21 protein-coding genes are annotated in these 22,472 nt (G+C 72.2%); 6 read left to right on the top strand and 15 right to left on the bottom strand.

What is annotated here, in order from left to right; translation table 11 throughout:
• The first annotated feature begins 73 nt into the window (after window positions 1–73).
• Window positions 74–1,459, top strand: coding sequence for an MFS transporter (locus HD596_RS34885; protein ID WP_313045550.1), 1,386 nt, complete (start codon window positions 74–76; stop codon window positions 1,457–1,459).
• Here the strand turns inward: HD596_RS34885 and HD596_RS34880 are convergent.
• From HD596_RS34880 to HD596_RS34865, 4 genes are all read right to left on the bottom strand, one after another.
• The gene (locus tag HD596_RS34880) at window positions 1,434–2,717 is read right to left on the bottom strand and encodes a ferritin-like domain-containing protein (protein WP_185073626.1); all 1,284 of its coding nucleotides are present in this window, start codon (window positions 2,715–2,717) and stop codon (window positions 1,434–1,436) included. The genes HD596_RS34885 and HD596_RS34880 overlap by 26 nt on opposite strands.
• Window positions 2,718–2,795: 78 nt before the next feature.
• Complete coding sequence (locus HD596_RS34875) at window positions 2,796–4,421, bottom strand: ABC transporter permease (RefSeq protein ID WP_185073624.1); 1,626 nt, start codon at window positions 4,419–4,421, stop codon at window positions 2,796–2,798.
• Window positions 4,418–5,311: an ABC transporter ATP-binding protein gene (locus HD596_RS34870; protein ID WP_185073622.1), complete on the bottom strand. Its 894-nt coding sequence runs from the start codon at window positions 5,309–5,311 to the stop codon at window positions 4,418–4,420. The genes HD596_RS34875 and HD596_RS34870 overlap by 4 nt, the downstream gene beginning before the upstream one ends.
• A gap of 36 nt (window positions 5,312–5,347) precedes the next feature.
• Window positions 5,348–6,175, bottom strand: a complete 828-nt coding sequence (locus HD596_RS34865) for an oxidoreductase (protein ID WP_185073620.1) — start codon at window positions 6,173–6,175, stop codon at window positions 5,348–5,350.
• A 233-nt stretch (window positions 6,176–6,408) separates the two neighbouring features.
• On the opposite strand from HD596_RS34865, the gene HD596_RS34860 reads away from it, so the two are divergent.
• On the top strand, window positions 6,409–7,116 hold the full coding sequence (locus tag HD596_RS34860; RefSeq protein ID WP_185073618.1) for a helix-turn-helix domain-containing protein: 708 nt from the start codon (window positions 6,409–6,411) through the stop codon (window positions 7,114–7,116).
• Window positions 7,117–7,147: 31 nt separating this feature from the next.
• Here HD596_RS34860 and HD596_RS34855 read toward each other — a convergent pair whose 3' ends face one another.
• The 4 genes from HD596_RS34855 to HD596_RS34840 form a co-directional block, all read right to left on the bottom strand.
• Window positions 7,148–7,285: a hypothetical protein gene (locus HD596_RS34855; RefSeq protein ID WP_185073616.1), complete on the bottom strand. Its 138-nt coding sequence runs from the start codon at window positions 7,283–7,285 to the stop codon at window positions 7,148–7,150.
• A gap of 129 nt (window positions 7,286–7,414) precedes the next feature.
• Window positions 7,415–8,386, bottom strand: a complete 972-nt coding sequence (locus HD596_RS34850) for a zinc-binding dehydrogenase (protein ID WP_185073614.1) — start codon at window positions 8,384–8,386, stop codon at window positions 7,415–7,417.
• A 210-nt stretch (window positions 8,387–8,596) separates the two neighbouring features.
• Window positions 8,597–9,595 (bottom strand): LacI family DNA-binding transcriptional regulator, encoded by a 999-nt coding sequence (locus tag HD596_RS34845; protein WP_221519646.1) that lies wholly within the window; start codon window positions 9,593–9,595, stop codon window positions 8,597–8,599.
• Between the two features lie 139 nt (window positions 9,596–9,734).
• Window positions 9,735–11,264 carry an alpha-N-arabinofuranosidase gene (locus tag HD596_RS34840; RefSeq protein WP_185073612.1) on the bottom strand — a complete coding sequence of 510 codons (1,530 nt, stop codon included), beginning with the start codon at window positions 11,262–11,264 and terminating at the stop codon, window positions 9,735–9,737.
• 146 nt (window positions 11,265–11,410) lie between these two features.
• Here HD596_RS34840 and HD596_RS34835 point away from each other — a divergent pair, with 146 nt between their 5' ends.
• The gene (locus tag HD596_RS34835; RefSeq protein WP_185073610.1) at window positions 11,411–11,629 is read left to right on the top strand and encodes a hypothetical protein; all 219 of its coding nucleotides are present in this window, start codon (window positions 11,411–11,413) and stop codon (window positions 11,627–11,629) included.
• 40 nt (window positions 11,630–11,669) lie between these two features.
• On the opposite strand, the gene HD596_RS34830 is transcribed toward HD596_RS34835, so the two are convergent.
• The 5 genes from HD596_RS34830 to HD596_RS34810 all read right to left on the bottom strand — a co-directional run bounded on the left by HD596_RS34830 (window position 11,670) and on the right by HD596_RS34810 (window position 15,640).
• Window positions 11,670–12,440 carry an ABC transporter ATP-binding protein gene (locus tag HD596_RS34830; RefSeq protein WP_185073608.1) on the bottom strand — a complete coding sequence of 257 codons (771 nt, stop codon included), beginning with the start codon at window positions 12,438–12,440 and terminating at the stop codon, window positions 11,670–11,672.
• Window positions 12,430–13,527: a FecCD family ABC transporter permease gene (locus HD596_RS34825; RefSeq protein ID WP_221519645.1), complete on the bottom strand. Its 1,098-nt coding sequence runs from the start codon at window positions 13,525–13,527 to the stop codon at window positions 12,430–12,432. Before HD596_RS34825 ends, HD596_RS34830 begins: the two co-directional genes overlap by 11 nt.
• On the bottom strand, window positions 13,520–14,560 hold the full coding sequence (locus HD596_RS34820) for an ABC transporter substrate-binding protein (protein ID WP_221519644.1): 1,041 nt from the start codon (window positions 14,558–14,560) through the stop codon (window positions 13,520–13,522). The genes HD596_RS34825 and HD596_RS34820 overlap by 8 nt, the downstream gene beginning before the upstream one ends.
• 221 nt (window positions 14,561–14,781) lie before the next feature.
• Window positions 14,782–15,393, bottom strand: coding sequence for a hypothetical protein (locus tag HD596_RS34815; protein ID WP_185073604.1), 612 nt, complete (start codon window positions 15,391–15,393; stop codon window positions 14,782–14,784).
• Window positions 15,394–15,436: 43 nt separating this feature from the next.
• Entirely contained in the window at window positions 15,437–15,640 is a 204-nt protein-coding gene (locus HD596_RS34810; RefSeq protein ID WP_185073602.1) for a heavy-metal-associated domain-containing protein, read from the bottom strand.
• Between the two features lie 177 nt (window positions 15,641–15,817).
• On the opposite strand from HD596_RS34810, the gene HD596_RS34805 reads away from it, so the two are divergent.
• A complete protein-coding gene (locus HD596_RS34805; RefSeq protein WP_185073601.1) occupies window positions 15,818–16,357 on the top strand; it encodes a hypothetical protein in 540 nt (179 codons plus the stop codon).
• Between the two features lie 114 nt (window positions 16,358–16,471).
• Window positions 16,472–17,857: a PepSY-associated TM helix domain-containing protein gene (locus HD596_RS34800; RefSeq protein WP_185073598.1), complete on the top strand. Its 1,386-nt coding sequence runs from the start codon at window positions 16,472–16,474 to the stop codon at window positions 17,855–17,857.
• On the opposite strand, the gene HD596_RS34795 is transcribed toward HD596_RS34800, so the two are convergent.
• Entirely contained in the window at window positions 17,848–19,083 is a 1,236-nt protein-coding gene (locus HD596_RS34795; RefSeq protein ID WP_246555053.1) for an MFS transporter, read from the bottom strand. The two genes, HD596_RS34800 and HD596_RS34795, sit on opposite strands and share 10 nt — an antisense overlap.
• A gap of 520 nt (window positions 19,084–19,603) precedes the next feature.
• Between HD596_RS34795 and HD596_RS34790 the strand changes: the two genes are divergently transcribed.
• A complete protein-coding gene (locus tag HD596_RS34790; protein WP_221519643.1) occupies window positions 19,604–20,995 on the top strand; it encodes a glutamine synthetase family protein in 1,392 nt (463 codons plus the stop codon).
• Window positions 20,996–21,365: 370 nt separating this feature from the next.
• On the opposite strand, the gene HD596_RS34785 is transcribed toward HD596_RS34790, so the two are convergent.
• The gene (locus tag HD596_RS34785; RefSeq protein ID WP_185073596.1) at window positions 21,366–22,427 is read right to left on the bottom strand and encodes a saccharopine dehydrogenase family protein; all 1,062 of its coding nucleotides are present in this window, start codon (window positions 22,425–22,427) and stop codon (window positions 21,366–21,368) included.
• Window positions 22,428–22,472 lie beyond the last annotated feature (45 nt).

The raw sequence follows: 22,472 nt of genomic DNA, 5'->3' as shown, positions 1-22,472 counted from the left end.
AAGCGGCCGGATCGAAGCCCGGGTGCAAATATCTTCAAGACCGACGGGACGCGCCCGGCCGATACTCGACCGCGTGATCGACCTCGCCCCTCCCGCAGTCACCGTCGCCCGCCGCGGCCCGATGCTGGCCGTGCTGCTCACCGGCCAGGCCATGGCGTCCATGGACGGATCGATCGTGTCGGTGGCGGCGCAGACCATCCGTGACGGGCTGCACGCCGGCAGCATCACGGTCCAGCTGGTGGTGTCGGGCTACCTGCTGACCACCGGCGTGCTCCTGGTCACCTGCGCGCGGATCGGTGACATCGTCGGGCACCGGCGCGCGTTCCTCGCCGGGCTGGGCTGGTTCACCGCGGCGTCGCTGCTGTGCGGGCTGGCCCCGAACGCGCCCCTGCTGGTGGCCGCCCGCGTCGCTCAGGCCGCGGGGGCCGCGCTGCTGATGCCGCAGGTCTTCTCGCTCATCCAGCGGCACTGGGACGGACCGGCCCGCCGCCGCGCGATCGGCCTCTACAGCCTGGTGCTGGCCCTGGGAGTCGCGCTGGGGCAGGTCGTCGGGGGGCTGGTCGCGGGCGCCGACCTCTTCGGCCTCTCCTGGCGTCCGGTGTTCCTGATCAACGTCCCGGTCGGCGCGGTGCTGCTGGCGGTCGGCCCGCGGGTCCTGCTGGACTCCCGCCCGGGCGAGCGCGTACGCCTCGACCCGGCCGGAACCGCTCTCCTGACCGTCGCCATGACCGCGTTCACGATGCCGCTCATCTTCGGCCGGGACCAGGGCTGGCCCGCCTGGGCATGGGTCTCGCTCGCCTGCGGAGCCGCCCTGCTGGTGACGTTCATCCGCTACGAGACCCGGGCGCGGCACCCGCTCCTGGACCTGGCGGCGCTGCGGCCGCACGGGGTGAAGCCGGGATTGGTGGCCTGCTGGATCGTCATGGGGTGCTACACCGTCTTCCTGCTGACCCTGACCCTGCACCTGCAGTCCGTGCTGCGCTTCTCCCCGCTCCAGGCGGGGCTCGCGTTCGTCCCGTACGCGATCGGCTTCGGCGGGCTCAGCCTGACCTGGAACCGCTATCCCTCATGGCTGCGGAACGCGCTGCCGGTGGCCGGACCGATCGCGTTCGCGGCCGGAGCGGGCCTGCTGGTGCTCCTCTACCGCGACCAGTGGCATCCGTACGGCACGGTGCCGCTGCTGCTGCTCGCGGGAGCCGGGCACGCCGCCGGCTACAGCCCGCTGATCGCGCGGATCACGTACCTGGTGGAACCACGGCTCGCCTCGGCGATCTCGGCGCTCAACTCCACCGGCCCCACGCTGACCGGGGTGACGGCCGTCGCCGGGCTCGGCACCGTCTACTTCGCGGCCCCCTCCTCCGCCGAGGGTCTCCTGCGGGTCATCGCCGCCGTCGCCGCCCTCCTCGTAGCCGCCGCGGCCTGCGCGTTGCGGGTCACGCGGACCCGCCGGGAGCCGTGATGCCGGAGGCCGCCTTGGCGCGGGCGGCGTCGAGCGCGTCGGCCACCGCCGTGACCTGCTCCGAAGCCGCCGCGATCACCGGGTCCGTGGCGGCGTGGGACGCGCAGCGCTCGGCGATCTGGCGCAGCCGTTCGATCAGCACCGTCCAGGCGGCCTCGCGCCAGGGGACCACGTTGTCCATCAGGTAGTACATCTCGAAGGCCGGCCCGGCCGTGCGTCCCGGGTGGGCGGGGCCGGCGGGCCGCCGGCACAGCTCGGTGCCGAGCGGCCGCAGCACGGCGGCCATCGTCGTGATCGCCGCGCTGATCAGGACGTCGAGCTCCTCCTCGCTCTCGTCGGTGTGCGTGAAGAAGCGGGTGAGCAGCCACAGGATCGCCTCGTAGGCGAGGTTGCACAGCTCGGCCAGCGCCAGGGTCCGCGGGTCGCCGATGAGCGGCTGCGGCTCCCCCACGTCGAAGGGCTGGCGGGTGAAGGCGCCGAGCGCGGGGTGGGCGGGTTCGAAGGCCGGGTCGGCGGCCCGCAGCGCGTGGTACTCCTCCCAGATCTTCAGGAAGCGGCCGTAATGGGCGTCCTGCCAGGCGCCCTGCGCTCCCTCGCCCTGCTCGATGATCTCGTCGATGGCGGCGCACGCCGACGCGAGGTCGGTCACCGCCACCATCTCGGGCCAGCGGAACAGCTCGGGGGTGGCCTGGGCCTGGGGCGAACCGCAGAACACCTGCTCCTCGCCGTACTTGGCGACCAGCGCGGTCAGGCCGTCCTTGATGCCGCGGTAGAGATGGCCGACCGTGGCGAACTCCTGCGCGCGGGGGAAGATCTCGCCGGCGGCGATGGGCTCGGGCGGCGGGGCGCAGGAGATGAATTCGGCGGCGTCGTGCCGCTTCATGCCCTCGGGCCGTTCGAGGTAGAGGAAGTGGGCCAGGGCGGCCTCGCCGAAGGGCAGCAGCCGCAGCTGGATCGAGGGCGGGAACGCGCCGCAGGACTGCGGGAAGTTCGGCCTGCCGAAGGTGGGCGCGGCGCCGATGGCGGACATGAGGTTGGCCACCAGGGCGAGATGGAGCATCTCCTGTACGGCGATGCCGTGGAGCTCCTGGCGCCAGCGATCGACCGCGGCCTGCTGCTCTTCGGTGAGGCCATCGGCCTTGAGGCTGAACTCGGCGAAGAGGTACTGGCACATGATCATGTGCTCGAGCTGCGAGGCCTGGACGAGCAGGTACCACACGTGCTCGCGGTGCTCGATGACGATGGGGGGCTCGGTCATGTTTACAGAATTACACAGCGGTCGCGCCCGCGGCAGGCCTACGCCACAAGGGCCGCGGGGCTCATCCGTCCACAGCGATCATACGTCCGCGGCGAGGTCGCGGCGGCGCAACCCGTACTGGCCGAGGATCGCCAGGGCCGCGGCGAGCGCGGTCAGCACGACCGTGGCCACCGGGGCGAAGGACCCCAGCGGGTGCCAGGGCAGGTGGGACAGCACCGAGGTGTTCACCAGCCATCCCGGCAGGTTCATGTAGGACCCCAGTACCTGCATGAACCCGCTGTAGACGAGCACCGCCCAGGCCGCGTTCACCGCCCGCGGGGCGAGCCCGAGCAGCGCGGCCGGGACGGCGAGCAGCACCAGCACCTCGGGGGCGCGGATCAGGCTCGCCCGGGCGACCTCTCCCACGAGTCCGGGCTCGCCGGTCGACAGGGCGGCGCCGACGCCGAGCGCGGTGCCGTACACCAGCGGCAGGACGACCACGGCGAGCGCGGTGACCAGCAGGGACGACCAGTACCACGTCGATCTGCCGGTCGGCCCGGCCAGCACGGGAGCGATCCGGCCGCGCACCTCCTCCGCCCGCAGCCGGATGACCGACAGGACCGCGAAGACGCCGGTGTAGAGGGACCCGGTGAACACCATGAGGCTGATCCAGGCCCGCCCGAAGTCCGCGCCGGAGAAGATGGGGAGGTCGGTCACGGCCATGCCCCCGGTCATGGCGCCGAGGACGAGGCCGACGGCGAGGAACGCGGCTCCCCACGCGAGGATGGCCGCCTGCTGGAGGCGCAGCGCGAGCGTGAACGGCGAGCGCAGCCAGGCGGGCGCCGACGCGCGGCCGGGACGCGGGGCCACCAAGGAGGCGCCGAGGTCCCTGCGGCTCGCCAGCGAGTACGCGCCCGCGACCAGCAGCCCGGCGAGGACGACCGAGAGGCCGAGCGGCCACCAGCGCTCGTCGGCCAGCACCCGGGCCTGCTGCGACCAGCCGATCGGCGACAGCCAGAACAGCGGACCGCCCTCCTGGCTCTGCAGCGCCCCCGCGCCGCGCAGCAGCCACGCCGCGAAGAGCACGAGGCCCGCGAGCCCGTTCACGCCCCGGGGGTGCTCGGTGACCTGGGCGGCGACCGCGGTGACCCCGGCGAACAGCAGCCCGGTCGCGGCCAGGGAGGCGCCGAACAGCAGGGCGCTACCGGCGGGGAAGCCGATGCTGATCGTCGCGGCGGTGGTGAGGGCCGCCAGCGCGGCGTTGCTGATCACGGCGACGATCAGCGCCGCGGTCAGCTGGGCGTGCCGGCCCACGACGGCCGCCCGGATGAGCTCGGCCCGGCCGGTCTGCTCCTCCGCCCGGGTGTGCCGGGTCATGAGCATCATGTTCATGATGGCGGCGGCCAGCAGGAACTCGACCCAGTACGCGGCCAGGAAGTAGCTCTGCGTGCTGACCTCGCCGAACAGGGGCCCGCCCAGCACCCTCATGAAGGAGACGCGGATCATCTGCGAGGCTTCGGCCAGGGCCTCGGGCGTCGGCACGACCGCGCTGACGGCGGCGTAATAGAAACGCGGGACGAGGGCCGTGATGCCGACCAGCCAGAGGGTGAGCTTGATCCGGTCGCGGCGCAGCGCCAGCCGCACCATCGCGCCGGTGCCGGTGAGATGGCCGCTCGCCGCCGTCGATCCGGTACGGCCGCGCGCCCGCGTAACCGTCGTGGTCATGCCGCCTCCTTGTGCGCGTAGTGCCGGAGCATGAGCTCCTCGAGCGTCGGCGGGTGGCTGACCAGCGAGTCGATGCCGAACGTGGCGAGGTGCCGGATGGCGGCGTCGAGGTGTCCGGCGTCCACGCCGAACCGCACGCTCCCGCCCTCGGTCTTCACGTCGTGGACGCCGGGCAGCCGGTCGAGGCCGGTCACCGGGGTGGCGGTCCCGGCCACGACCGTCGTGCGGGTCAGGTGCCGCAGCTGCGCCAGCGTCCCCGACTCCACGACCTTTCCGTCCCGGATGATGGTGATCCGGTCGGCGAGGGTCTCGACCTGGGCGAGGATGTGGCTGGACAGCAGGACGGTCCGGCCGGCGGCCTTGACCTCGGCGACGACCTGCTGGAACACCGCCTCCATCAGCGGGTCCAGCCCGCTCGTGGGCTCGTCGAGGATCAGCAGGTCCACCTCCGCGGAGAGGGCGGCGACGAGGGCGACCTTCTGGCGGTTGCCCTTGGAGTAGGTCCGCGCCTTCTTCCTGGGGTCGAGCTCGAACCGCTCGATCAGCTCGTTCCTGCGCCGGTCGTCGAGCCCGCCGCGCAGCCGGCCGAGCACGTCGATGGCCTCGCCTCCGGTGAGGTTGGGCCACAGCTCGACGTCGCCCGGCACGTACGCCAGCCGCCGGTGCAGCGCGACCGCGTCGGCCCAGGGGTCGCCGCCCAGCAGCCTGACGCTGCCGGAGGTGGCCCTGATCAGGCCCAGCAGGATGCGGATGGTGGTGCTCTTGCCCGCTCCGTTCGGGCCGAGATAGCCGTGCACCTCTCCGGGGTTCACGGTGAGGTCGAGCCCGTCGAGGGCGCGCGCCGGCCCGTAGGCCTTGACGAGGCCGGAAACGGCGATGGCAGGGGTCATGGGTTTCTCCGAATTGCGGATCTCGTGGAGCGGGAGCTATCTGAGCGAGCCGGTGATGCGCGCGTCGAATTCGCGGTCCGGGAGGGACCTGTTGAGCTGGAGGAGGGCTTCGGCCTGCCAGCCCACGACGTAGCGGGTCTCCGGCCGGTCCGACTCGACGGCCTCCCGGATCGTCGTCCCGACGACGGCGGGGTCGGTGGCCTGGTCGCTCCGGTGGCCCGCCGGCGCCTCGGCGGCGCGGGCCATGGCCTCGGCCATCTGCCGGTAGGCCCCGTTCCCGGAGATCTCCCGCAGCTGCCGGGCGGTCCCGGCCTCGAAGTCGGTCCTGATGATGCCGGGCTGGATGACGACGACGTCGACGCCGAACTGCGCGGTCTCCATGCGCAGCGAGTCGGACAGGGCTTCCAGGGCGTGCTTGGAGGCGTAGTACCAGGCGCCGAGCGGGAAGGCGAGCTCGCCGCCGATCGAGGAGACGTTGACGATCGTGCCCGAGCCCCGCTGCCGCATCCCCGGCAGGACCAGCTGCGCCAGCCGGGCCGCGGCGAACACGTTGACCTCGAACAGGTCTCGCGCCAGCGCCAGCGGCGTGTCCTCGACGGCGCCGTGGACGACGGCGCCGGCGTTGTTGACCAGGACGTCGATCCGCCCGTGTGCGTCCAGGACGGTGTCGACGGCGCGCTTGAGGTCGTCCTCCTTGGTCACGTCCATCGGCAGCGTGCGGCCTCCGGCGTCGCGCAGCGCCGCCATCCTGTCCACCCGCCGCGCCGCGCCGTACACGAAGTGGCCGGCGTGCAGGAGCTCGAGTGCGGTGGCGTGGCCGATGCCGGACGAGGCGCCGGTCACGAGGCATACTTTGGCAACCATGCCGGGCTGGGTCATGTCGGTTTCCCTCCGCGTGAACGGCGATCGTTCACGCACGGGGAAAGCTACGAATGCGTTCGCGGATTCGGCAAGTTACGAGCGCCGTTGCCCCAGGTCAGGGCGGAGTAACTGGCGCAACGACAGTGTCGGCAAATGCAACAACCCCCGATGCGGTGTCGCAATCAGGTGTGCCGGAGGCGATACTTGCGCGTGACGATGACGTACCGGGAGGGCGCATGCCGGGAGGCCACCTGACGTACGACGACCGCCGCAAGATCTCGGAGGGGCTGGCGGAAGGGCTCTCCTACGCGGAGATCGCCCGTCGCCTGGGGCGGCCGAGGTCGACCATCGGCCGCGAGATCGCGCGCAACGGCGGCCCGCACCGCTACCACGCGGGCCGGGCGCAGCAGGCGACCGGATGGCGCGCCCGCCGCCGGCCCGCCGCGCCGGCGAGCACGGCCGCGGGGGACGCCGGCAGGCGCGATCCCCAGGCGGTGCGCGAGTTCGAGGAGCGGCTCACGACGACGTTCGGGGGTGTGCCGACGATGGCGGCCAGGGTGATGGCCTGCCTGTTCACCAGCGACACCGGCAACCTGACCGTCGCCGAGCTGACCGAGCGGCTGCGGGTCAGCCCCGCGTCGATCTCCAAGGGCGTCGGGTGGCTCGAACAGGTGGGGCTCGTCAGGCGCGAGCGGGACAACCGGCGCGAGCGCTACGTCATCGACGCCGAGGTCTGGTACCGGGCGTGGCTGGTGGGCACCCGGTCGATGATGTTGTGGACCGAGACGGTCCGTGAGGGGGTCGACATCCTGGGCGCCGACACCCCGGCGGGCGTCCGGCTCGCGACCGCCAGCCGGTTCTTCGAGCTCATCAGCACCGACATGGCCCAGGCGGCCGAACACTACCGGCAGACCTTCGCGCCCACCGGCGACGTCCCGCGCTGACCGCCGTACGGGCTCGGGTTGGAGGATCGTCTCAGACCGCGGCGCGCCCGCCGTCCACCGAGAGGGTGGCCCCGTGGATGTTGGCGGCTTCGTCGCCGGAGGCCGCCCTGGACATGGGCATCGCCCACCTCCGCGCCAGCCGCCCGTAACCGTCATCGCGCACCACCACGCCGACCACCCGTAACCGTCATCGCGCGCCTCCGCGCCGGACGCCCGTAGCCGTCGCCGCGCACCTCCACGCCGACCACCCGTAGCCGTCGCCGCGCACCTCCACGCGGGACGCCCATAGCCGTTGCCGTCAGATCAGCAGCAGGGTCTTGCCCAGGGCGGTGCGGTGTTCGATCGCGGCGTGGGCGTCGGCGGCGCGCTCCAAGGGGAAGGTCTGCCCGATGACCGGCCGGACGAGCCCCGCGGCCGCCTGCGCCATCATCTCCTCCGCCCACCGCGCCACGTGCGGCCCGAAGCCGAAGAGCTGCTCGATGCCGATCACGTCCACGTCCTCCCGGCCCGTCTGCGCGGGATCGACGGCGGTGACCTCGCCGCTGGAGGCGCCGTGCACCGAGAAGCGGCCGCCCCGGGCCGTCACCCCGAACGCGGCCCGCCCGATCTCCCCGCCGACGCCGTCGAAGACCACGTCGGCCCCCGCCCCGCCGGTCGCCTCCAGCACCCGCTCGGTCCACCCGGGTTCGGAGTAGTCGACCGCGGCTTCGGCGCCCAGCTCCCGGATCAGGTCGAGCTTCCGCGATCCGCGGGCGGCCCCCACGACGCGCGCGCCCGCCGTACGGGCCAGCTGCACCAGCAGGCTGCCGACGCCGCCGGCCGCCGCCTCGACCAGCACCCACTCGCCGGGCCGGACCTTGGCCCCCTCGATCAGTCCCTGCGCGGTGCTGCCGTCGCTGTGCAGGGCGACGGCCTCCGGCAACCCCAGGTCGTCCGGCACCGCGAACAGGTCCTCGGCCGCGGCCACGGCCCGCTCGGCGAAACCGCCGGTCTCCCCCGTCCCGGCGATGACGCGCCGGCCCACCCACGCCGGATCCACCCCTTCTCCGGCCGAGCTCACCCGGCCGGCCACCAGCCCGCCCGGCACGTACGGCAACTCCGGCCGGGCATGCCACTTGTCGGTGCCGCGCCGGATCTGCGTCTCGACGAACGTCACGCCCGCGACCGCCACCTCGACCACGACCTGCCCCGGCCCGGCCACCGGATCCGGCGCCTCCCCGGGCACCAGCATCTCAGGCCCGCCGAACCCGATCACCCGAACCACTCGCATATGCCGCTCACTCCTACTTATTTCCGGACATGACCCCTATAGCGTGCAACCTCAACCGGAATTGAGGTCAACCGGCGGGCAGCGGCGGTGAACGGGCCGGTCCCGCGCGCCCGCGACACCGAGCGCGTGACCCGCTGCGCGTGGCGCCGCTCTCCCCCGGGGGACGTCACCGAACTCGGCAGCCTGCGCCAAAACCACCGGCGGGGGCCGTCAGCGGGTGGACTCGCGGACCATCAGCTCGAAGGGCGCGGTGTGCTCGCCGGCCGGGCGTGCCGGGTCCTGGATGCGGGCGGTCACCAGCTCGACCGCCTTCGCGGCCATCCACCGGTGGTCGGGGGCCACGGTGGACAGCGAGGGCACCATGTACGCCGCTTCGGGGATGTCGTCGTACCCGACGAGGCGGATGTCGTCGGGCACCCGGACGCCACGATCGGCCAGGCCCCGGAAGACCCCCTGGGCGACGGTGTCGCTCACCGCGACCACGCCGTCGACCTCGTGACCGGAGTCGACGAGCCGGTGGGCCGCCTCGCGGCCCGATTCGAGCGTCATCCCGCCGACGGCGAACAGCAGCGCCGGATCCGGGACGAGCCCCCGTTCGGCGAGCCCGGCGAGGTAGCCCTGGTGGCGGCGCGTCACCACGTTCACGCCGTGGAGGGAGTCGCCGGTGACCATCGCGATCCGGCGGCAGCCGCGGTCGATCAGATGCGTGGTCGCCGCTTTCGCGCCTTCCTCGTTGGGCATCGCGACGTGGTCGAACCGCGCGGCGAAGTCCTGCTCGCCGAGCATCACGATCGGGTGGTCGCCGCCGGTCAGCCGCGAGTCCTGGGGGTCGATCCCGACCGCGCTGAGGATCAGCCCGTCGAACTGCAGGGTGTACGAATGAGAGATCGCGTCGATCTCCCCGGCCGCGGCCGCGCCGGTCTGCTCGATCGCGACGTGGAAACCCCGCCCCTGCGCCTCGTCGATCACGTGGGCGGCGAGCTGTCCGAAGTAGGGCCGGTCGATCTCGGGAACGGCCAGCCCGATGACGCCGGTCCGCCCGGACCTGAGGGTCCGGGCGGAGACGTTGACGCGGTAGCCCGACTGGCGGATGGCTTCGAGCACGCGGCGGCGGACCTCGTCGCTGACTCCGGCGCGGTCGTTGATGACGTTGGAGACCGTCATCTTCGACACCCCGGACAGCTTGGCGACGTCGCCCATGGTGACCATGCCGCTCCTCAGGTCCTGCCCTCGGCCGGATCCGATCCGGCCGCTTCCGACTGTGGCCGCCGCTGGTTCGAGCTTACTGCGCCTCATCACGGGCGCCGCCTCAAGCGGGGGCACCGCCCTCAGCGGGTGGCGGCGCCGGTCAGGCGACGTCGACCTGCACGGTGACGAAGGAGTGGGCGGGCAGGTGGACCCGCACCCGCGTGCCGGTGACCGTGACCTGCTCGTGGGAGCGCGGGGCGACGGCGGCGGGCGCGTCGGGCGTGTTGTGGGTCTGCGGCGCCCCGGCGGTGAGGATCCGCGAGACGACCTCGCCGACGATGCCCCCGCGCAGGTCCAGCTCGACGTCGGCTGCGCCGTCCGCGTCCAGGTTGGACAGCGAGACGAGCACCTTGCCGTCCTTGCGGCTCGCCGACAGCGAGACGGTCTTCAGCGTGTCCGGCCCGACCTCGCGGGCGGGCACGTCCGACAGGAGATCGACCCGCAGTGCCGTGGCGTCCTGGTGCCCCTTGTTCATCTCGAACACGTGGTACGTCGGGGTGAGCACGAGCGCCCCCGAGTCGGGGTCGGTCAGGATCATCGCCTGGAGCACGTTCACGGTCTGGGCGATGTTGGCCATCACCAGCCGGTCGGCGTGGCGGTGGAAGATGTCGAAGTGCAGGCTCGCCACCAGCGCGTCCCGGAGGGTGTTCTGCTGGTAGAGGAAGCCGGGGTTGGTGCCCGGCTCGACGTTCCACCACGTGCCCCACTCGTCCATGACCAGGCCGACGCTCTTGCCGGGGTCGTAGCAGTCCATCACGTTGGAGTGGCCGGTGAGCAGCTCGTCGGTGTGGGCGGCCTTGACCAGGGTCCGGTAGTACTCGTCGGTGTCGAACACCGTGGCGGCGCCCTTGTCCTGCCACGTGCCCGGAATCGTGTAGTAGTGCAGCGAGAGCGCCTGGTAGAACGGCTGGGGCCGGTAGGCGCAGCCCAGGTCGCCGAGCTGCTTCATGAGCGCCTCGGTCCAGGAGTAGTCGTCGCTGTTGGCGCCGGCGGCGATGCGGTACAGCCGGTTGTCGCCGTGGTCGCGGCAGTAGGTGCCGTACCGGCGGGCCTCGGCGGCGTACTGCTGGGCGGTCATGTTCCCGCCGCACCCCCACGCCTCGTTGCCCAGCCCCCAGAACGGCACCCGCCACGGCTCCTGGCGCCCGTTGGCCTTGCGCAGGCGGACCATCGGCGAGTCGCCCTCGCGGGTGAGGTACTCGACCCAGTCGCTCATCTCCTTCACCGTGCCCGAGCCCACGTTGCCGCTGATGTACGGATCGGCGCCGAGCAGCTCGCACAGGGCCATGAACTCGTGGGTGCCGAAGTGGTTGTTCTCCTCGACGTTGCCCCAATGGGTGTTCACCATCGACGGGCGCTGCTCCTTCGGGCCGATGCCGTCCATCCAGTGGTACTCGTCGGCGAAGCAGCCGCCCGGCCAGCGCAGGTTCGGGATGTTCAAGGCACGCAGCGCTTCGACGACGTCCAGCCGGATCCCGCCGGCGTTCGGGATGTCGCTGTCCTCGCCCACGTAGAAGCCGCCGTAGATGCACCGGCCCAGGTGTTCGGCGAAGTGGCCGTACACATGCCTGCTGATCACGGGGCCCTTGACGTCGACGTTGAGCACGGCGGACACGACAGCGTCACTCATGGTTCACACCTTTTCTCGGTAAGCGGCGGCGGCTACTTTATCGATAAAGCATCGCGTGGGAAAGTGCCTCTTCCTTGCCTGCCGGCTCGGGAATCCTCGCCCGCTCGCCTATGTGCGACCGGCCCCGCGCTGCGTACGGTGAGGCCATGTGCGATCTGAACGCTGCGGAGACACGCGACATCATCGCCTCACTCAGCGAGGTGACCGGCCTGTCCGGCCAGGTGGGCACTCACATCGACGACATCGGCAGGACGTCGTACATGGACCACGAGAACCTGGCCGAGCTGCTCGCCACGCTGCGCGATCGCGCCGAGGCGGCCAGGGAGTGGGTCGCCGCCAAGCCTCATCAGCACGCGGGCCACTGACCTGGGCGCCGGCCGGTCCCCGGGACCGGCCGGCGCGCTTTCACCGTGCGGGTGACGCCACGGCGATGTGCGGGCGGCCGGTGATGGGGTGCGGGCTGATGTGCGCGCGCACGCCGAAGACCTCCTCGATGAACGCCGGTGTCAGCACCTCCAGGGGCGGGCCGTGCCCGGCGACCCGGCCGCCGCGCAGGACGACGACCTGATCGGCGTACGCGGCGGCCTGGTCGAGGTCGTGCAGGGCGGCCAGCAGGGTCAGGCCGAGGGAGCGGATCAGGTCCAGCAGCAGGAGCTGGGAGCCGACGTCCAGGTGGTTGGTGGGTTCGTCGAGCACCAGCAGCGGCGCCTGCTGGGCCAGCGCCCGGGCGAGCAGCACGCGTTGCCGCTCGCCGCCCGACAGGGTCGTCATCAACCGCTCGGCCGCCCAGGCCATGCCGACCCGTTCCAGCGCGGTGGCGACCGCCGCGCGGTCGGCGGCGTTCTCCCGGTCGAGCAGCCGCTGGTGACTGTGGCGGCCGGTGGCGACGACGTCGGCGGCGGACAGCCCGTCGGCGACCTGGCTGTGCTGGGGCAGCACGGCGCGGTGGCGGGCGGCCTGCCGGGGCCGCATCCCCCACAGGTCCTGCCCGTCGAGCCGGACCACGCCGCCGGACGGGCGCAGCGACCGGTAGACGGTGCGCAGCAGGGTGGACTTGCCGCTGCCGTTCGGGCCGATGAGCGCGACGAACTCGCCCGGCCCGGCCGTCAGGCTCACGTCCTCGACGATGGGACGGGCGTCGATGCGGGCGCTGACGCCGGCCAGGTCAAGCCGCATCGGTGCCTCCACTCGATCGGCGGCGCAGCAGCCACAGGAAGAACGGCACGCCGAGCCCGGTGGTGAAGATGCCCACCGGCAGCTCGTTGGGCCGGTCGGCGATCCGGGCCGCCAGGTCCACCAGCACCAGGAACAGCGCCCCGGCCAGCAGCGACACGGGCAGCACGCGGCGGTGGTCGGCCCCGACGACGAACCTGGCCATGTGCGGGATCATCAGCCCGATGAAGCCGATGCCGCCGACGACGCTGACCACGGTGGCCGTGAGCAGCGAGCCGGCCACGAGCAGCCCGATCCGCAGCACCGCCACCGGCACGCCGACAGCGATGGCGGCCTCCTCCCCGGCCAGCAGCGCGTTCAGCGCGCGGGCCTGCAGGGACAGCCAGGCCAGGCAGCAGACGACGATCAGAGTCGGCCCGCCCAGGTCGGCCCAGGACGCGCCGGCGACGCTGCCCATCAGCCAGAACATCATGCCCTGCAGCTCGGTCGGGTTGAGCTGCAGCTGCACGAACGTGGTGGCCGCCGCGCACAGGTAGCCGACGGCGACGCCGGTCAGCACCAGCCAGGAGTCCAGCAGCCGGCCCGCGCGCTGCGCCAGCACGTACACCAGCAGCGCCGACAGCAGGGCGGCGACGAAGGCGGCCCCGGTGACGCCGAGCGTGCCGGCGAGGACGGCGCTGCCCAGCGCGGGGACCAGCACGGCCCCGAGCGAGGCGGCCGAGGACACGCCCAGCACGTACGGATCGGCGAGCGGGTTACGCACCAGGGACTGCAGCGCGACCCCGGCCACCGACAGGCCGGCCCCGGCGAGCGCGGCCAGCAGCGCCCGAGGGGTGCGCAGGTCCCAGACGACCTGGCTGAGCAGCGGATCCGCCTGCGCACCCCGCCCGGTCAGGTGGGCCCAGACCACACCCCAGACCTGGCCGAGCGGAAGGTTGACCGAGCCGACGGAGATGCCCACCACCAGGGCGGCGACCAGCGCGCCGGCCAGGGCGGCCAGCAGCAGCCCGGTGGCGGGCCCGGAGACCAGGTGCGGGCGGCGCGACGGCGCGGCCCTGGTGACCGGTGCGGGTGTGAGGATGTCAGTCACCGGGGTGGACCACCTTGGAGAGCTTCTCCACGGCCACGGCGTTGAGCGGGCCGAGATACACCCCGTCCGAGACCACCGCGTACGTCCTGGACTTCGACGCGGCCCAGTGCGGGTAGGCGGCGAACAGCTTGGCCGCCTCCACCTCGGGCCGCTCGTCCGGCGTGAACTGCCCGACCACGAGCACGTCCACCTGGGCGGTGGCGAGCTGCTCGGTGTTGAGGGTGCGGGTCGTGTCCGAGCTCTGCCCGGCGAAGGCGTTGACGCCACCGGCGGCCTTGATCACGTCGTCGTAGATGCCGCCGGTCATCACGGCGGGCAGCCCGTTGGCGTTCATCATGGCCATGCCGGGATAGGCGATGAGGACCTTCTTGGCGGGCCGGCCCGCGACCCGCGCCCGTACGGTCTCGATGCGGGCGCGCAGCTTGCCGATCAGGTCGACGGCGCGGTCCTGGACGTCGAAGACGCGCCCCAGCAGCGCGATGAACTCCAGCGAGGAGTTGATCGACTGGTTGCGGTAGGCGCGTTTCTCCTCCTCCGTGGCCTCCGGCTTGCCCATCGCGCAGTTGACCGGGTTGACCAGCGAGGTGATTCCGGCGGCGGCGAGCTGCTCGCGGGTGGCGAAGCCCTTCTTGGCGTCGAACCCGCCGGACCAGGTGGACACCACCAGGTCCGGCTTGAGCTTGAGCACCTGCTCGGCGGGGACGTCGAAGTTCTTGTTCATCGTCAGGCCGCCGGTCGGCAGCGCCTTGATCCTGCCGATCATCGTGGGGTCGTCGGAGACGCCGTAGCTCTGGGCGTTGGCCAGGACGCTCTTGTCCAGGCCGAGCATGATGAAGCTCTCCACCTCGGCCACGCTGGTGCCGTTGAGGATCAGCACGCGTTGCGGCGGACGCTGGAAGGTGACTTTCGTGCCGCAGTTGTCGAAGGTCAGGGGGTAGCCGGACGCGGTGGCGGCGGCAGTGGCGACGGCGGCGGATCCGCGCTCGGAGCCGCCGGGGTCACCGCAACCGGCCGCGCTCAGGGCCGTCAGCACACAGAGTGCGGCAGCCAGGTGACGGCGCGCATGACAAGGGTTCATCGATGATGCTCTCTTCGAGGTCGAGTCTGGAGGCGCGCGAGACCGGCGCCGGTCACGGCGGTGACCGGCGCATCGCGGCAACGCGCGGCGCCCGGGCGGCGCTACGGCACAGCCCGGTGTGGGGAAAAGGTCATGGGAAACGGCCCGGGGAACCGGCTCGGACGGCCGGCGCCGGGTCAGCAGGTCCCTGCGTGCGCTCCAGGAGGTGCCCGCCCTGCGAGGGCATATCGGAGGAAGGCGCGAACAGGCGGGGTTTCGTCCTCACCCGCGTACGCGATCGTCCCCGGACCGGTGGCCGTGCACCCGGCCACCGTGAAAACCAGGACCAGCAGCGGGCGCAGCACCCGTCCGGCCACCTGCCGGACCAGGGCGCACAGGCCCGACTCGACCCACCGCAGCCAGGCGGAGGTCACCAGCACGCCCAGCGCGTGCATGACCAGCATCCCGAAGCTCGGCGAGCCTCCGTGATGGAGCTGCGCCACGCCCGGGGCGGCCCCGAGGGAGGCCATCGCATGGTGGGCGGCGCCCTGACTCAGCAGGACGTGCAGGACGACCTGCGACAGGGCCGTGGCGGGCAGGATGGCGCCCAGGCTGCGCTCACGCCCGGTCAGGGCCAGCGCGGCCGGCAGCAGGAGCAGAAAACCGCCCAGCGTCGACACCGCGTCGAAGTAGCCCCCACCCGCCAGGTGCCCGAGCATGGCCAGGGCGGCGCACGTGGCGGCGAAGCTCGCCGCGCGCACCCACCGCACCACCGACAACGGACCCATCGCGGACAGATCTTCGCACACCGGTGCCACCGTCTTCAGATCAGGCGCCTGTCACCGCGGACGATCAGGAGGCCACCTTGTATCCCGCCTCGACGATCGCCGCGCGCACCTGCGACTCCTCCAGCAGCGGGCCTCCGCTCACGGTGACGCGGCCCCCCAGCACGTCCACCTCCACCCGCTCGACGCCCCGCAGTGGCAGGACCTGTGCCCGGATCGTCGAGGCACTGCAACCACAGCTCATTCCCGTAACCGCGACGGACAGGGTCATTGGCGCGAACCTTTCCCGTAAAACCGCCTGGCGCGCTCATGGCTCGCCTTTAGGTGGGATACGCAGGTTTCTGAGGCCGGGTTCAAGCGACAGGCAACATTTTTAAGATCCGAATTCCGTGTATACGAATTCTCGATCACATGGCACTATGACCGGGTGCATGTCGGTCAGCCCTTCTTGCGCGCAATTCGCGCCGCGGTGTTCGCGGCGGTCTGCGTGCTGGTCTCGGCCGCCCTGCATGGACTGGCCGGCGGCGATCCGGTACGCGCGGGCACGTTGCTCGGCGCGCTCGCGCTGACCTGGACGGGCGCGTTCGTGCTCGGTGGCCGCCAGCGCGGCATGGAGGTCCTGCTCGCGGCCTGCTTCGCCGCCCAGTACGGCATGCATCTCCTGTTCGGGGCCGGCCGCGCGGACGTGCCGCCGCCTCATGAGCACGCTTCGGGCGTGGGCATGTTCCTGGTGCACGCCACGACGGCGGTCATCTCGGCCTGGTGGCTGGCGCGGGGCGAGTCCGCTCTGGCCGCGCTGCTCCATCTCGCCGTCGCGTCCGTCGGCCGCTGGTGGAGGGTCCTTTCGGTCCTGGCGGGCGGGCCGGTCGAGCTGAGCCCGTACGGTGGCCGGCACGCGGCATGGGACGACCACGCCGCCTTCCTCCAGCACCTGTTCGCGGCGGCGAACTTCCGGCGGGGCCCGCCGGCGCGTCTCTCCCTCATCTGATCCCTTCCGGGCCACCGGCCCGTGTTCCGCCACGCCCTGTGTACGGCACGGCGGACCTCGAACCCTTGTCGAGAGCGCGCGTACCTGCGCGCGCTGTGAGTGGAGAAACGCCTGATGACCTCGACCGCCGACGTCGGCAATTCCGTCGATCACGTCCCCGCGCCGTCCCGCGAGCGGACCGCCTGGGCCGCGCTGCGCCCGCTGGTGCTGCGGCTGCACTTCTACGCGGGCGTCCTCATCGCCCCCTTCCTGCTCGTCGCCGCGTGCACCGGGCTGATGTACGCCGCCTCGTACCAGATCGAGGAGGTCGTCTACCAGCACGAGCTCACCGCGCCCGCCGGAAAGACCACCCTGCCCCTCAACGCGCAGGTCGCGGCGGCCCGCGCGGCCCACCCCCAGGGCACCGTCACCGCGGTACGGCCCGGCGCCGAACCCGGCCAGACCACCCGCGTGCTCATCAGCCAGCCAGGACTCCCCGAGAGCACCCAGCTGGCGGTCTTCGTCGACCCCTCCACCGGCCAGGTGCGCGGCACGCTGGAAAGCTACGGCAGCTCCGGGGCGCTGCCCGTACGCGCCTGGATCTCGACCCTCCACCGCCAGCTCCACCTGGGCGAACCCGGGCGGATCTACAGCGAGCTGGCCGCCAGCTGGCTGTGGGTGGTCGCGCTCGGCGGCCTCGTCCTCTGGCTCGCCCGGCGCCGCCGCAACCGGCGCCACCTCTTCGTCCCCGACCGCGCCGCCGGCGGCCTGCGCCGCACGCTGTCCTGGCACGGCTCGGTCGGCCTGTGGGCGGTGCTCGGCCTGCTGTTCCTGTCCGCCACCGGCCTGACCTGGTCGAAGTACGCCGGAGCCAACGTCGACGAGCTGCGCGCGGCGCTCGACTGGACGACCCCGTCGATCGACGTCTCGGGCGGTGACCACGCCGCGCACACCGCGACCGCGGGCCACCACGCCGGTGGGGCCGGCGTCGGGGTGGACCGCGTCGCGCAGGCGGCCGCCGCCAAGGGGCTGTCCGGCCCGCTGGAGATCACCTGGCCCGCCAAGAGCGGCGCGCCCTACCTGGTGAAGGAGATCGACAAGACCGCGCCCACCCGCCTGGACCAGGTCGCCGTCGACCCCACCACCGGCCAGGTGACCGCCGAGCTGCGCTTCGCCGACTACTCGCTGGCCGCCAAGCTCGCCCGGTGGGGCATCGACGGGCACATGGGGCTGCTGTTCGGCCTGGCCAACCAGATCCTGCTGGCCGCGCTCGCCATCGGCCTGATCACGCTGATCGTGCTCGGCTACCGCATGTGGTGGCGCCGCCGGCCCACCCGGGGCTTCGGCAAGCCGTACCCTCGGGGCGGCTGGCGGAACGTGCCGTGGGTCCTGCTGGCGCCGCTGGCGCTGCTGGCCGTGGCCGTCGGGATCTTCCTGCCGCTGATGGGCATCTCGCTGGCCGCGTTCCTGATCGTCGACGTCCTGCTCGGGCTGCGCGCCCGGCTGGGCGCTCAGGCGTGATCTTCCGAACGCCGGGGCAGGAACAGGCCGGACCCGCACATGAAGGCCGCGACCAGGAAGAGCCCCGCTCGCGTGCCGAGCGTGCTGGCGACCAGGCCGCCGAAGGCGATGAAGAGCGGCTGGGTGACGTTCGTGGCGAAGATCCAGAGCGTCGACACCCGGGCCAGCAGGTGGTCCGGGGTGCCGAGCTGGCGGTAGGTCGTCATGGTGGAGTTCGCCAGGCCGGAGAAGAACAGCACGCCCGCGAAGCCGAGCCCGCAAAGGAGCAGGCCGGCGGTGCCGGGTGAGGCCAGCGGGATGAGCGCGTACCAGGGGCCGCGCCAGAGGCTCACCCACCACAGGCCGCGGACCAGCCCGAATCGCCTGCCCATCCGCGGCGCGAGCCGCGCGCCGAGGAAGCCGCCGAGCGAAGGGAGCCCCATGAGCAGGCCGTACTGCCAAGGGGTGAACCCCAGGTCGCGCAGGTAGAACAGCGAGCTCAGCGGCGTCGCCATCGCGCTGGCGCCGGCGAAGACGAGCCAGCTCGCGAACATCCGCCGCAGCACCGGATGCCCGCGCACGAAGCCCCACCCGGCGAACAGCTCCGCCCGCCGGGAGGGGCTCGGCTCGCGCGCGGGCGGCTGGGGCTCGGGCGTGCGCAGCGACCGGATCGACCAGGCGCTCACGACGAACGACACGGCGTCCACGATCAGGGCGCCGACCGCCGACAGTGCCCCGATGAGCGGCCCGGCCAGGGACGGGCCGACCAGCACGCTCAACCAGCGGGTCGACTCCAGGCGGCTGTTGGCGCTCATGAGCCGCTCGGCCGGGACGAGAGCCTTCAGATGCGCCTGCGCCGCCCCGGACGAGGCGATCTGGCCGGCGGCGTTGACCAGAGCGGCGACACAGAGGTGAGCGAATGTCAGCCATCCGGAGAACGCTGCGATCGGAATGCTGAACAGCAAAATACATCTGGCGATATCTGACCAGATCATGACCGGGCGTTTGGCCCGGAATTCGATATACCGTCCCGCGGGAAATGCGACGACGACAATTGTGACCGCCTGAATCACCGACAACAGGGCGACCTGGAAAGCCGAGGCGTCCAGGACGGTGATGGCGACCACGGGCAGGGCGACCATACTGACCGCCGAGCCGAGCTGGCTCACGGTCGTACCCGCCCACAGGCGCCGGAAGTCCCTTTCGCTGACGAGGTCGTCGTCCTGCTGGGTCATGTCAGGGCGCAAAATGCCTCCTTCAGCGATCATCATCGACGATGGATCAGCGCGCCGCCAACGGTGACGGCGCGCCGGTCTACGGCGATCAGCTGCGGCGGGGGCAGGGCTTGCCGCACGCAGCGATCAACCGCGACCGGGGAGGGGCTTGCGGCGCGCAGTGGTCAACCGCGACCGGGACGGCACGCCATCCCCCGGCGATCAGCCGCGACCGAGGCCGAGCTTGCCACGCACGGCCAGCACGCAGACGGCCGTGAACACCGCCGCGCGCAGCGCGCGGATCACGGGATGGCCGACATGCTGCCAGAGCACACCGCCATCGTCAGGACATTCAGCGCATTGCCAAACAAATGGGCGAGGCTGCGGGATCGGCTGGAGGGGTGCGCGGGCGTGGCGTCGCCGGCCGAGGGTTCGCTTTCCATAAAGTGACCCGCGCGTCGAACGGCACCACATTCGACGCCCTGACCAGGCGTTGTCCCCCGAAACAGGACACGTGCGGATGTGGTCGTTGAGTGGGGCCGATCGTGAGGGGATGCCGATGCTCGACCAGGTGACCGCTGGCGCGCCGCAGACCGGCACGGACGATCTGGATCTGGCCGAAACGGGCGTCGTCGGCGTCACGATCGTCTGGGCCGACAACAACGGGATCCCTCGGTCGCGCACGGTGCCGGTCGGTCAGTTCGGGGCGGCGGTCGAGCGGGGGGTGGGTGTCACGCCGCTGTTCGCGGTGTTCGACTCCCACGACGGCATCACCTTCGGGCGTTCCCCGCTGGGCACCCCCTCGGGCGACATCCGGCTGATGCCGGTCGCCGACCGGTTGGTCCGGCTCGCCGGTCAGCCCGGGTTCGCGTGGGTGCCGGGCCGGCAGGTCGCCGCCGATGGTTCGGCGTGGCCGTACGAACAGCGCGGCGTGCTGGAGCGCCAGGTCTCCCGGGCCGCGGCTCTCGGGCTGGACTTCCTGGCCGGCTACGAGATGGAGTTCCACCTCAGCCGGGCGGACGGGGACGACGGCGACGACGTACGCCCCATCTACGAGGGCCCTTCCTACGGGCCGGCCAGGATGCTGGCCGTCGACGCCTTAGCCGCGCAGCTGCTGCGCGACCTCGACCGCAACGGCGTGCCGGTCGGCCAGTTCCACGGTGAGTACGCGCCGGGGCAGTTCGAGTTCAACATCGCCCCCGCCGACCCGGTCACCGCCGCCGACCGGCAGCTGCTGGCCCGGCAGACCGTTCACGCGGCCGCCCGGGCGCACGGCCTGCGGGCGAGCTTCGCCCCGTTGGTCACCCTCGGGCAGGTGGGCAACGGCTGGCATCTGCACACCTCGCTGTACCGCGCCGGGACGAACCTGCTGTCCGGCGGTGACGGACCCGCGGGCATGACCGCCGACGGCGGCGCCTACCTGGCCGGCCTGCTGCGCGACCTGCCCGCCGTCGTGGCCGTCACCGCGCCCAGCCTGTCCTCGCTGCAACGGCTGCGGCCCGGTTACTGGTCCGGCGCGTACACGTTCTGGGGCGTGGAGAACCGGGAGGCGGCGCTGCGGCTCGTACCGGCCACTCCCCTGATCGGCGCCGGGCACGCCAACGTCGAGCTCAAGCCGTCGGACGCCTCGGCCAACCCCTACCTCGCACTCGCCGCCGTGATCGCCGCGGGCCTCGCCGGCATCGAGGACGGCCTCACTCCCCCTGACCCGGTGCAGGAGGACCCCGGCACCTGGGCCGACGAGCGGCGGGCCGAACGCGGCATCCGTCGATTGCCCACCACCGTCGAGGAGCAGCTCGGCACGCTGCTGACCAACGACCGCATCCGGTCGGCGCTGGGCGAGGAGCTGGCCGACGCCTTCCGCGCGGTACGCGTCTCCGACGCCGCCTGGGCCGCCGACCGCGACGCGGCGGACGCGGTCCGCTCGTACCGCTGGCTGTACTGAGCCGCGGCGCGACCGCCGAGCACGCAACCGCCACACGAACCCGGACCCCCGCTCACGGCCATGAGCGATCCCAGCACAGAGCCAGCACGCCACCCCGGACCCCGCTCACGCTCATGAGCGATCCGAGCACGGAACCCGGATCCCCCGCTCGCGGCTATGAACGATCCCAGCGCGGGGCCGACCCACGAGCCTGGCGACCGGGTGCCGGTCCGGCGTGTGCCGTTCGCCCGCGTGCGGCGAGTCAGGACCGCCGCACGCTGCTGGTCGTAGGCGGCAATCTCACGCCTCCCCAAGACTCCCGCCACTGGAAGATTCGCCAGCATCGTCGTACGTCGATTGCCGCGACGTACTCAATAGGGACGTGGCAGTATCACTCGTCGCCCAGCGACAGTTCCTCCAGCGGGAGAGACCGCAGGAAGTCCTCGGCGTCGAAGATCTCCCCGGCGGTGACGACCCCGGTGGCCCGGCCGCGGCCGGTCAGGATCCGTTCGGCGGCCTCCACCACGATCGGCGCGGTGATGGCGTAGATGTCACGGCCCCGAGCCGCCACCCGCCGCCGCTCGTCCCCCCGGCGGACGACGACCTCGACCAGGAAGACCTGGGCCGATCGCCCTTCGGCGTCGGCCGCCTGCGGTCCCTTGGTCTCCGGGTCGCCGAGATCCTTCAGCGGGGCGACGTTCAGGAAGGCGTCGATCCGCGGGGTGTCCAGGTGGCGGGAGACGGTGACCACGTCGGCGTTGGAGAACTGCCCCACGACATCCTGGGTCCCGAACGGTTCGCCGAACGTCCACGTCCCCTTCGGCGGCGGCTCGTCGCCCGCGACAACCCGCAGGTGGTGATCCGAGAAGACCACCCGCCGCCCGGCCCTGCGTTGCCCGGCCAGCACGGTGCCCCGGGTCGGGTGCCAGCTGTCCAGGGCCACCGCGATGGAGATCTCGTCGGCCGCCGGCCAGTCCCCCATCGCGACGGTCGCGAGCAGATCGCCCAGCGCGCCATAGAACGCCATCACCGGCGCCACCACGATGCCCGCCTCCTTCACCCGCGGGTCATCCCGGTAGGTGTCGAAGGTGCTCATCGCGACCAAGGTCTCGCCGGTGACGTCCAGGTAGTGGATCCCGGCACGCAGCGCGGCCTCGATCAGCGGCGGCGCGGTGTCGCCGAACGGCCCGGCACAGTTGATCACCGCTGCCGTCCCGGCGATCGCACGGTCGAGCGAGGCCGGATCGTCGACCGAGGCGATCCGCCACTCCACGCCGGGGTGGGCGGCGGCGGCAGCTTCCAGCTTCACCGCATCCCGCCCAGACAGGACCGGCGTCCAACCGCGCTCCAGCAACTCCGCCGTCACGAACCGGGCGGTGTGCCCATAGGCACCGAACACCGCCACCACCGGCTTCGCACTACCGCGACCGAACCGGTCGTCGAGCTCCGTCATCAGGTCTCCTTCAGCTGTTCAACGACTCCTTCCGATCTTGCTGAA

Origin of the sequence: Nonomuraea jabiensis (assembly GCF_014204795.1) — a bacterium.
GTDB classification, from domain to species: Bacteria; Actinomycetota; Actinomycetes; order Streptosporangiales; family Streptosporangiaceae; genus Nonomuraea; species Nonomuraea jabiensis.
This window is presented reverse-complemented; position numbering and strand designations above follow the sequence as displayed.

Bases quoted from the DNA above. Each gene is read 5' to 3' on its own strand.
- HD596_RS34880 (WP_185073626.1), bottom strand. From the start codon at position 2,717: ATGACCGAGCCCCCCATCGTCATCGAGCACCGCGAGCACGTGTGGTAC.
- HD596_RS34875 (WP_185073624.1), bottom strand. From the start codon at position 4,421: ATGACCACGACGGTTACGCGGGCGCGCGGCCGTACCGGATCGACGGCG.
- HD596_RS34870 (WP_185073622.1), bottom strand. From the start codon at position 5,311: ATGACCCCTGCCATCGCCGTTTCCGGCCTCGTCAAGGCCTACGGGCCG.
- HD596_RS34865 (WP_185073620.1), bottom strand. From the start codon at position 6,175: ATGGTTGCCAAAGTATGCCTCGTGACCGGCGCCTCGTCCGGCATCGGC.
- HD596_RS34860 (WP_185073618.1), top strand. From the start codon at position 6,409: ATGCCGGGAGGCCACCTGACGTACGACGACCGCCGCAAGATCTCGGAG.
- HD596_RS34850 (WP_185073614.1), bottom strand. From the start codon at position 8,386: ATGCGAGTGGTTCGGGTGATCGGGTTCGGCGGGCCTGAGATGCTGGTG.
- HD596_RS34845 (WP_221519646.1), bottom strand. From the start codon at position 9,595: ATGGTCACCATGGGCGACGTCGCCAAGCTGTCCGGGGTGTCGAAGATG.
- HD596_RS34840 (WP_185073612.1), bottom strand. From the start codon at position 11,264: ATGAGTGACGCTGTCGTGTCCGCCGTGCTCAACGTCGACGTCAAGGGC.
- HD596_RS34835 (WP_185073610.1), top strand. From the start codon at position 11,411: ATGTGCGATCTGAACGCTGCGGAGACACGCGACATCATCGCCTCACTC.
- HD596_RS34830 (WP_185073608.1), bottom strand. From the start codon at position 12,440: ATGCGGCTTGACCTGGCCGGCGTCAGCGCCCGCATCGACGCCCGTCCC.
- HD596_RS34810 (WP_185073602.1), bottom strand. From the start codon at position 15,640: ATGACCCTGTCCGTCGCGGTTACGGGAATGAGCTGTGGTTGCAGTGCC.
- HD596_RS34800 (WP_185073598.1), top strand. From the start codon at position 16,472: ATGACCTCGACCGCCGACGTCGGCAATTCCGTCGATCACGTCCCCGCG.
- HD596_RS34790 (WP_221519643.1), top strand. From the start codon at position 19,604: ATGCCGATGCTCGACCAGGTGACCGCTGGCGCGCCGCAGACCGGCACG.
- HD596_RS34785 (WP_185073596.1), bottom strand. From the start codon at position 22,427: ATGACGGAGCTCGACGACCGGTTCGGTCGCGGTAGTGCGAAGCCGGTG.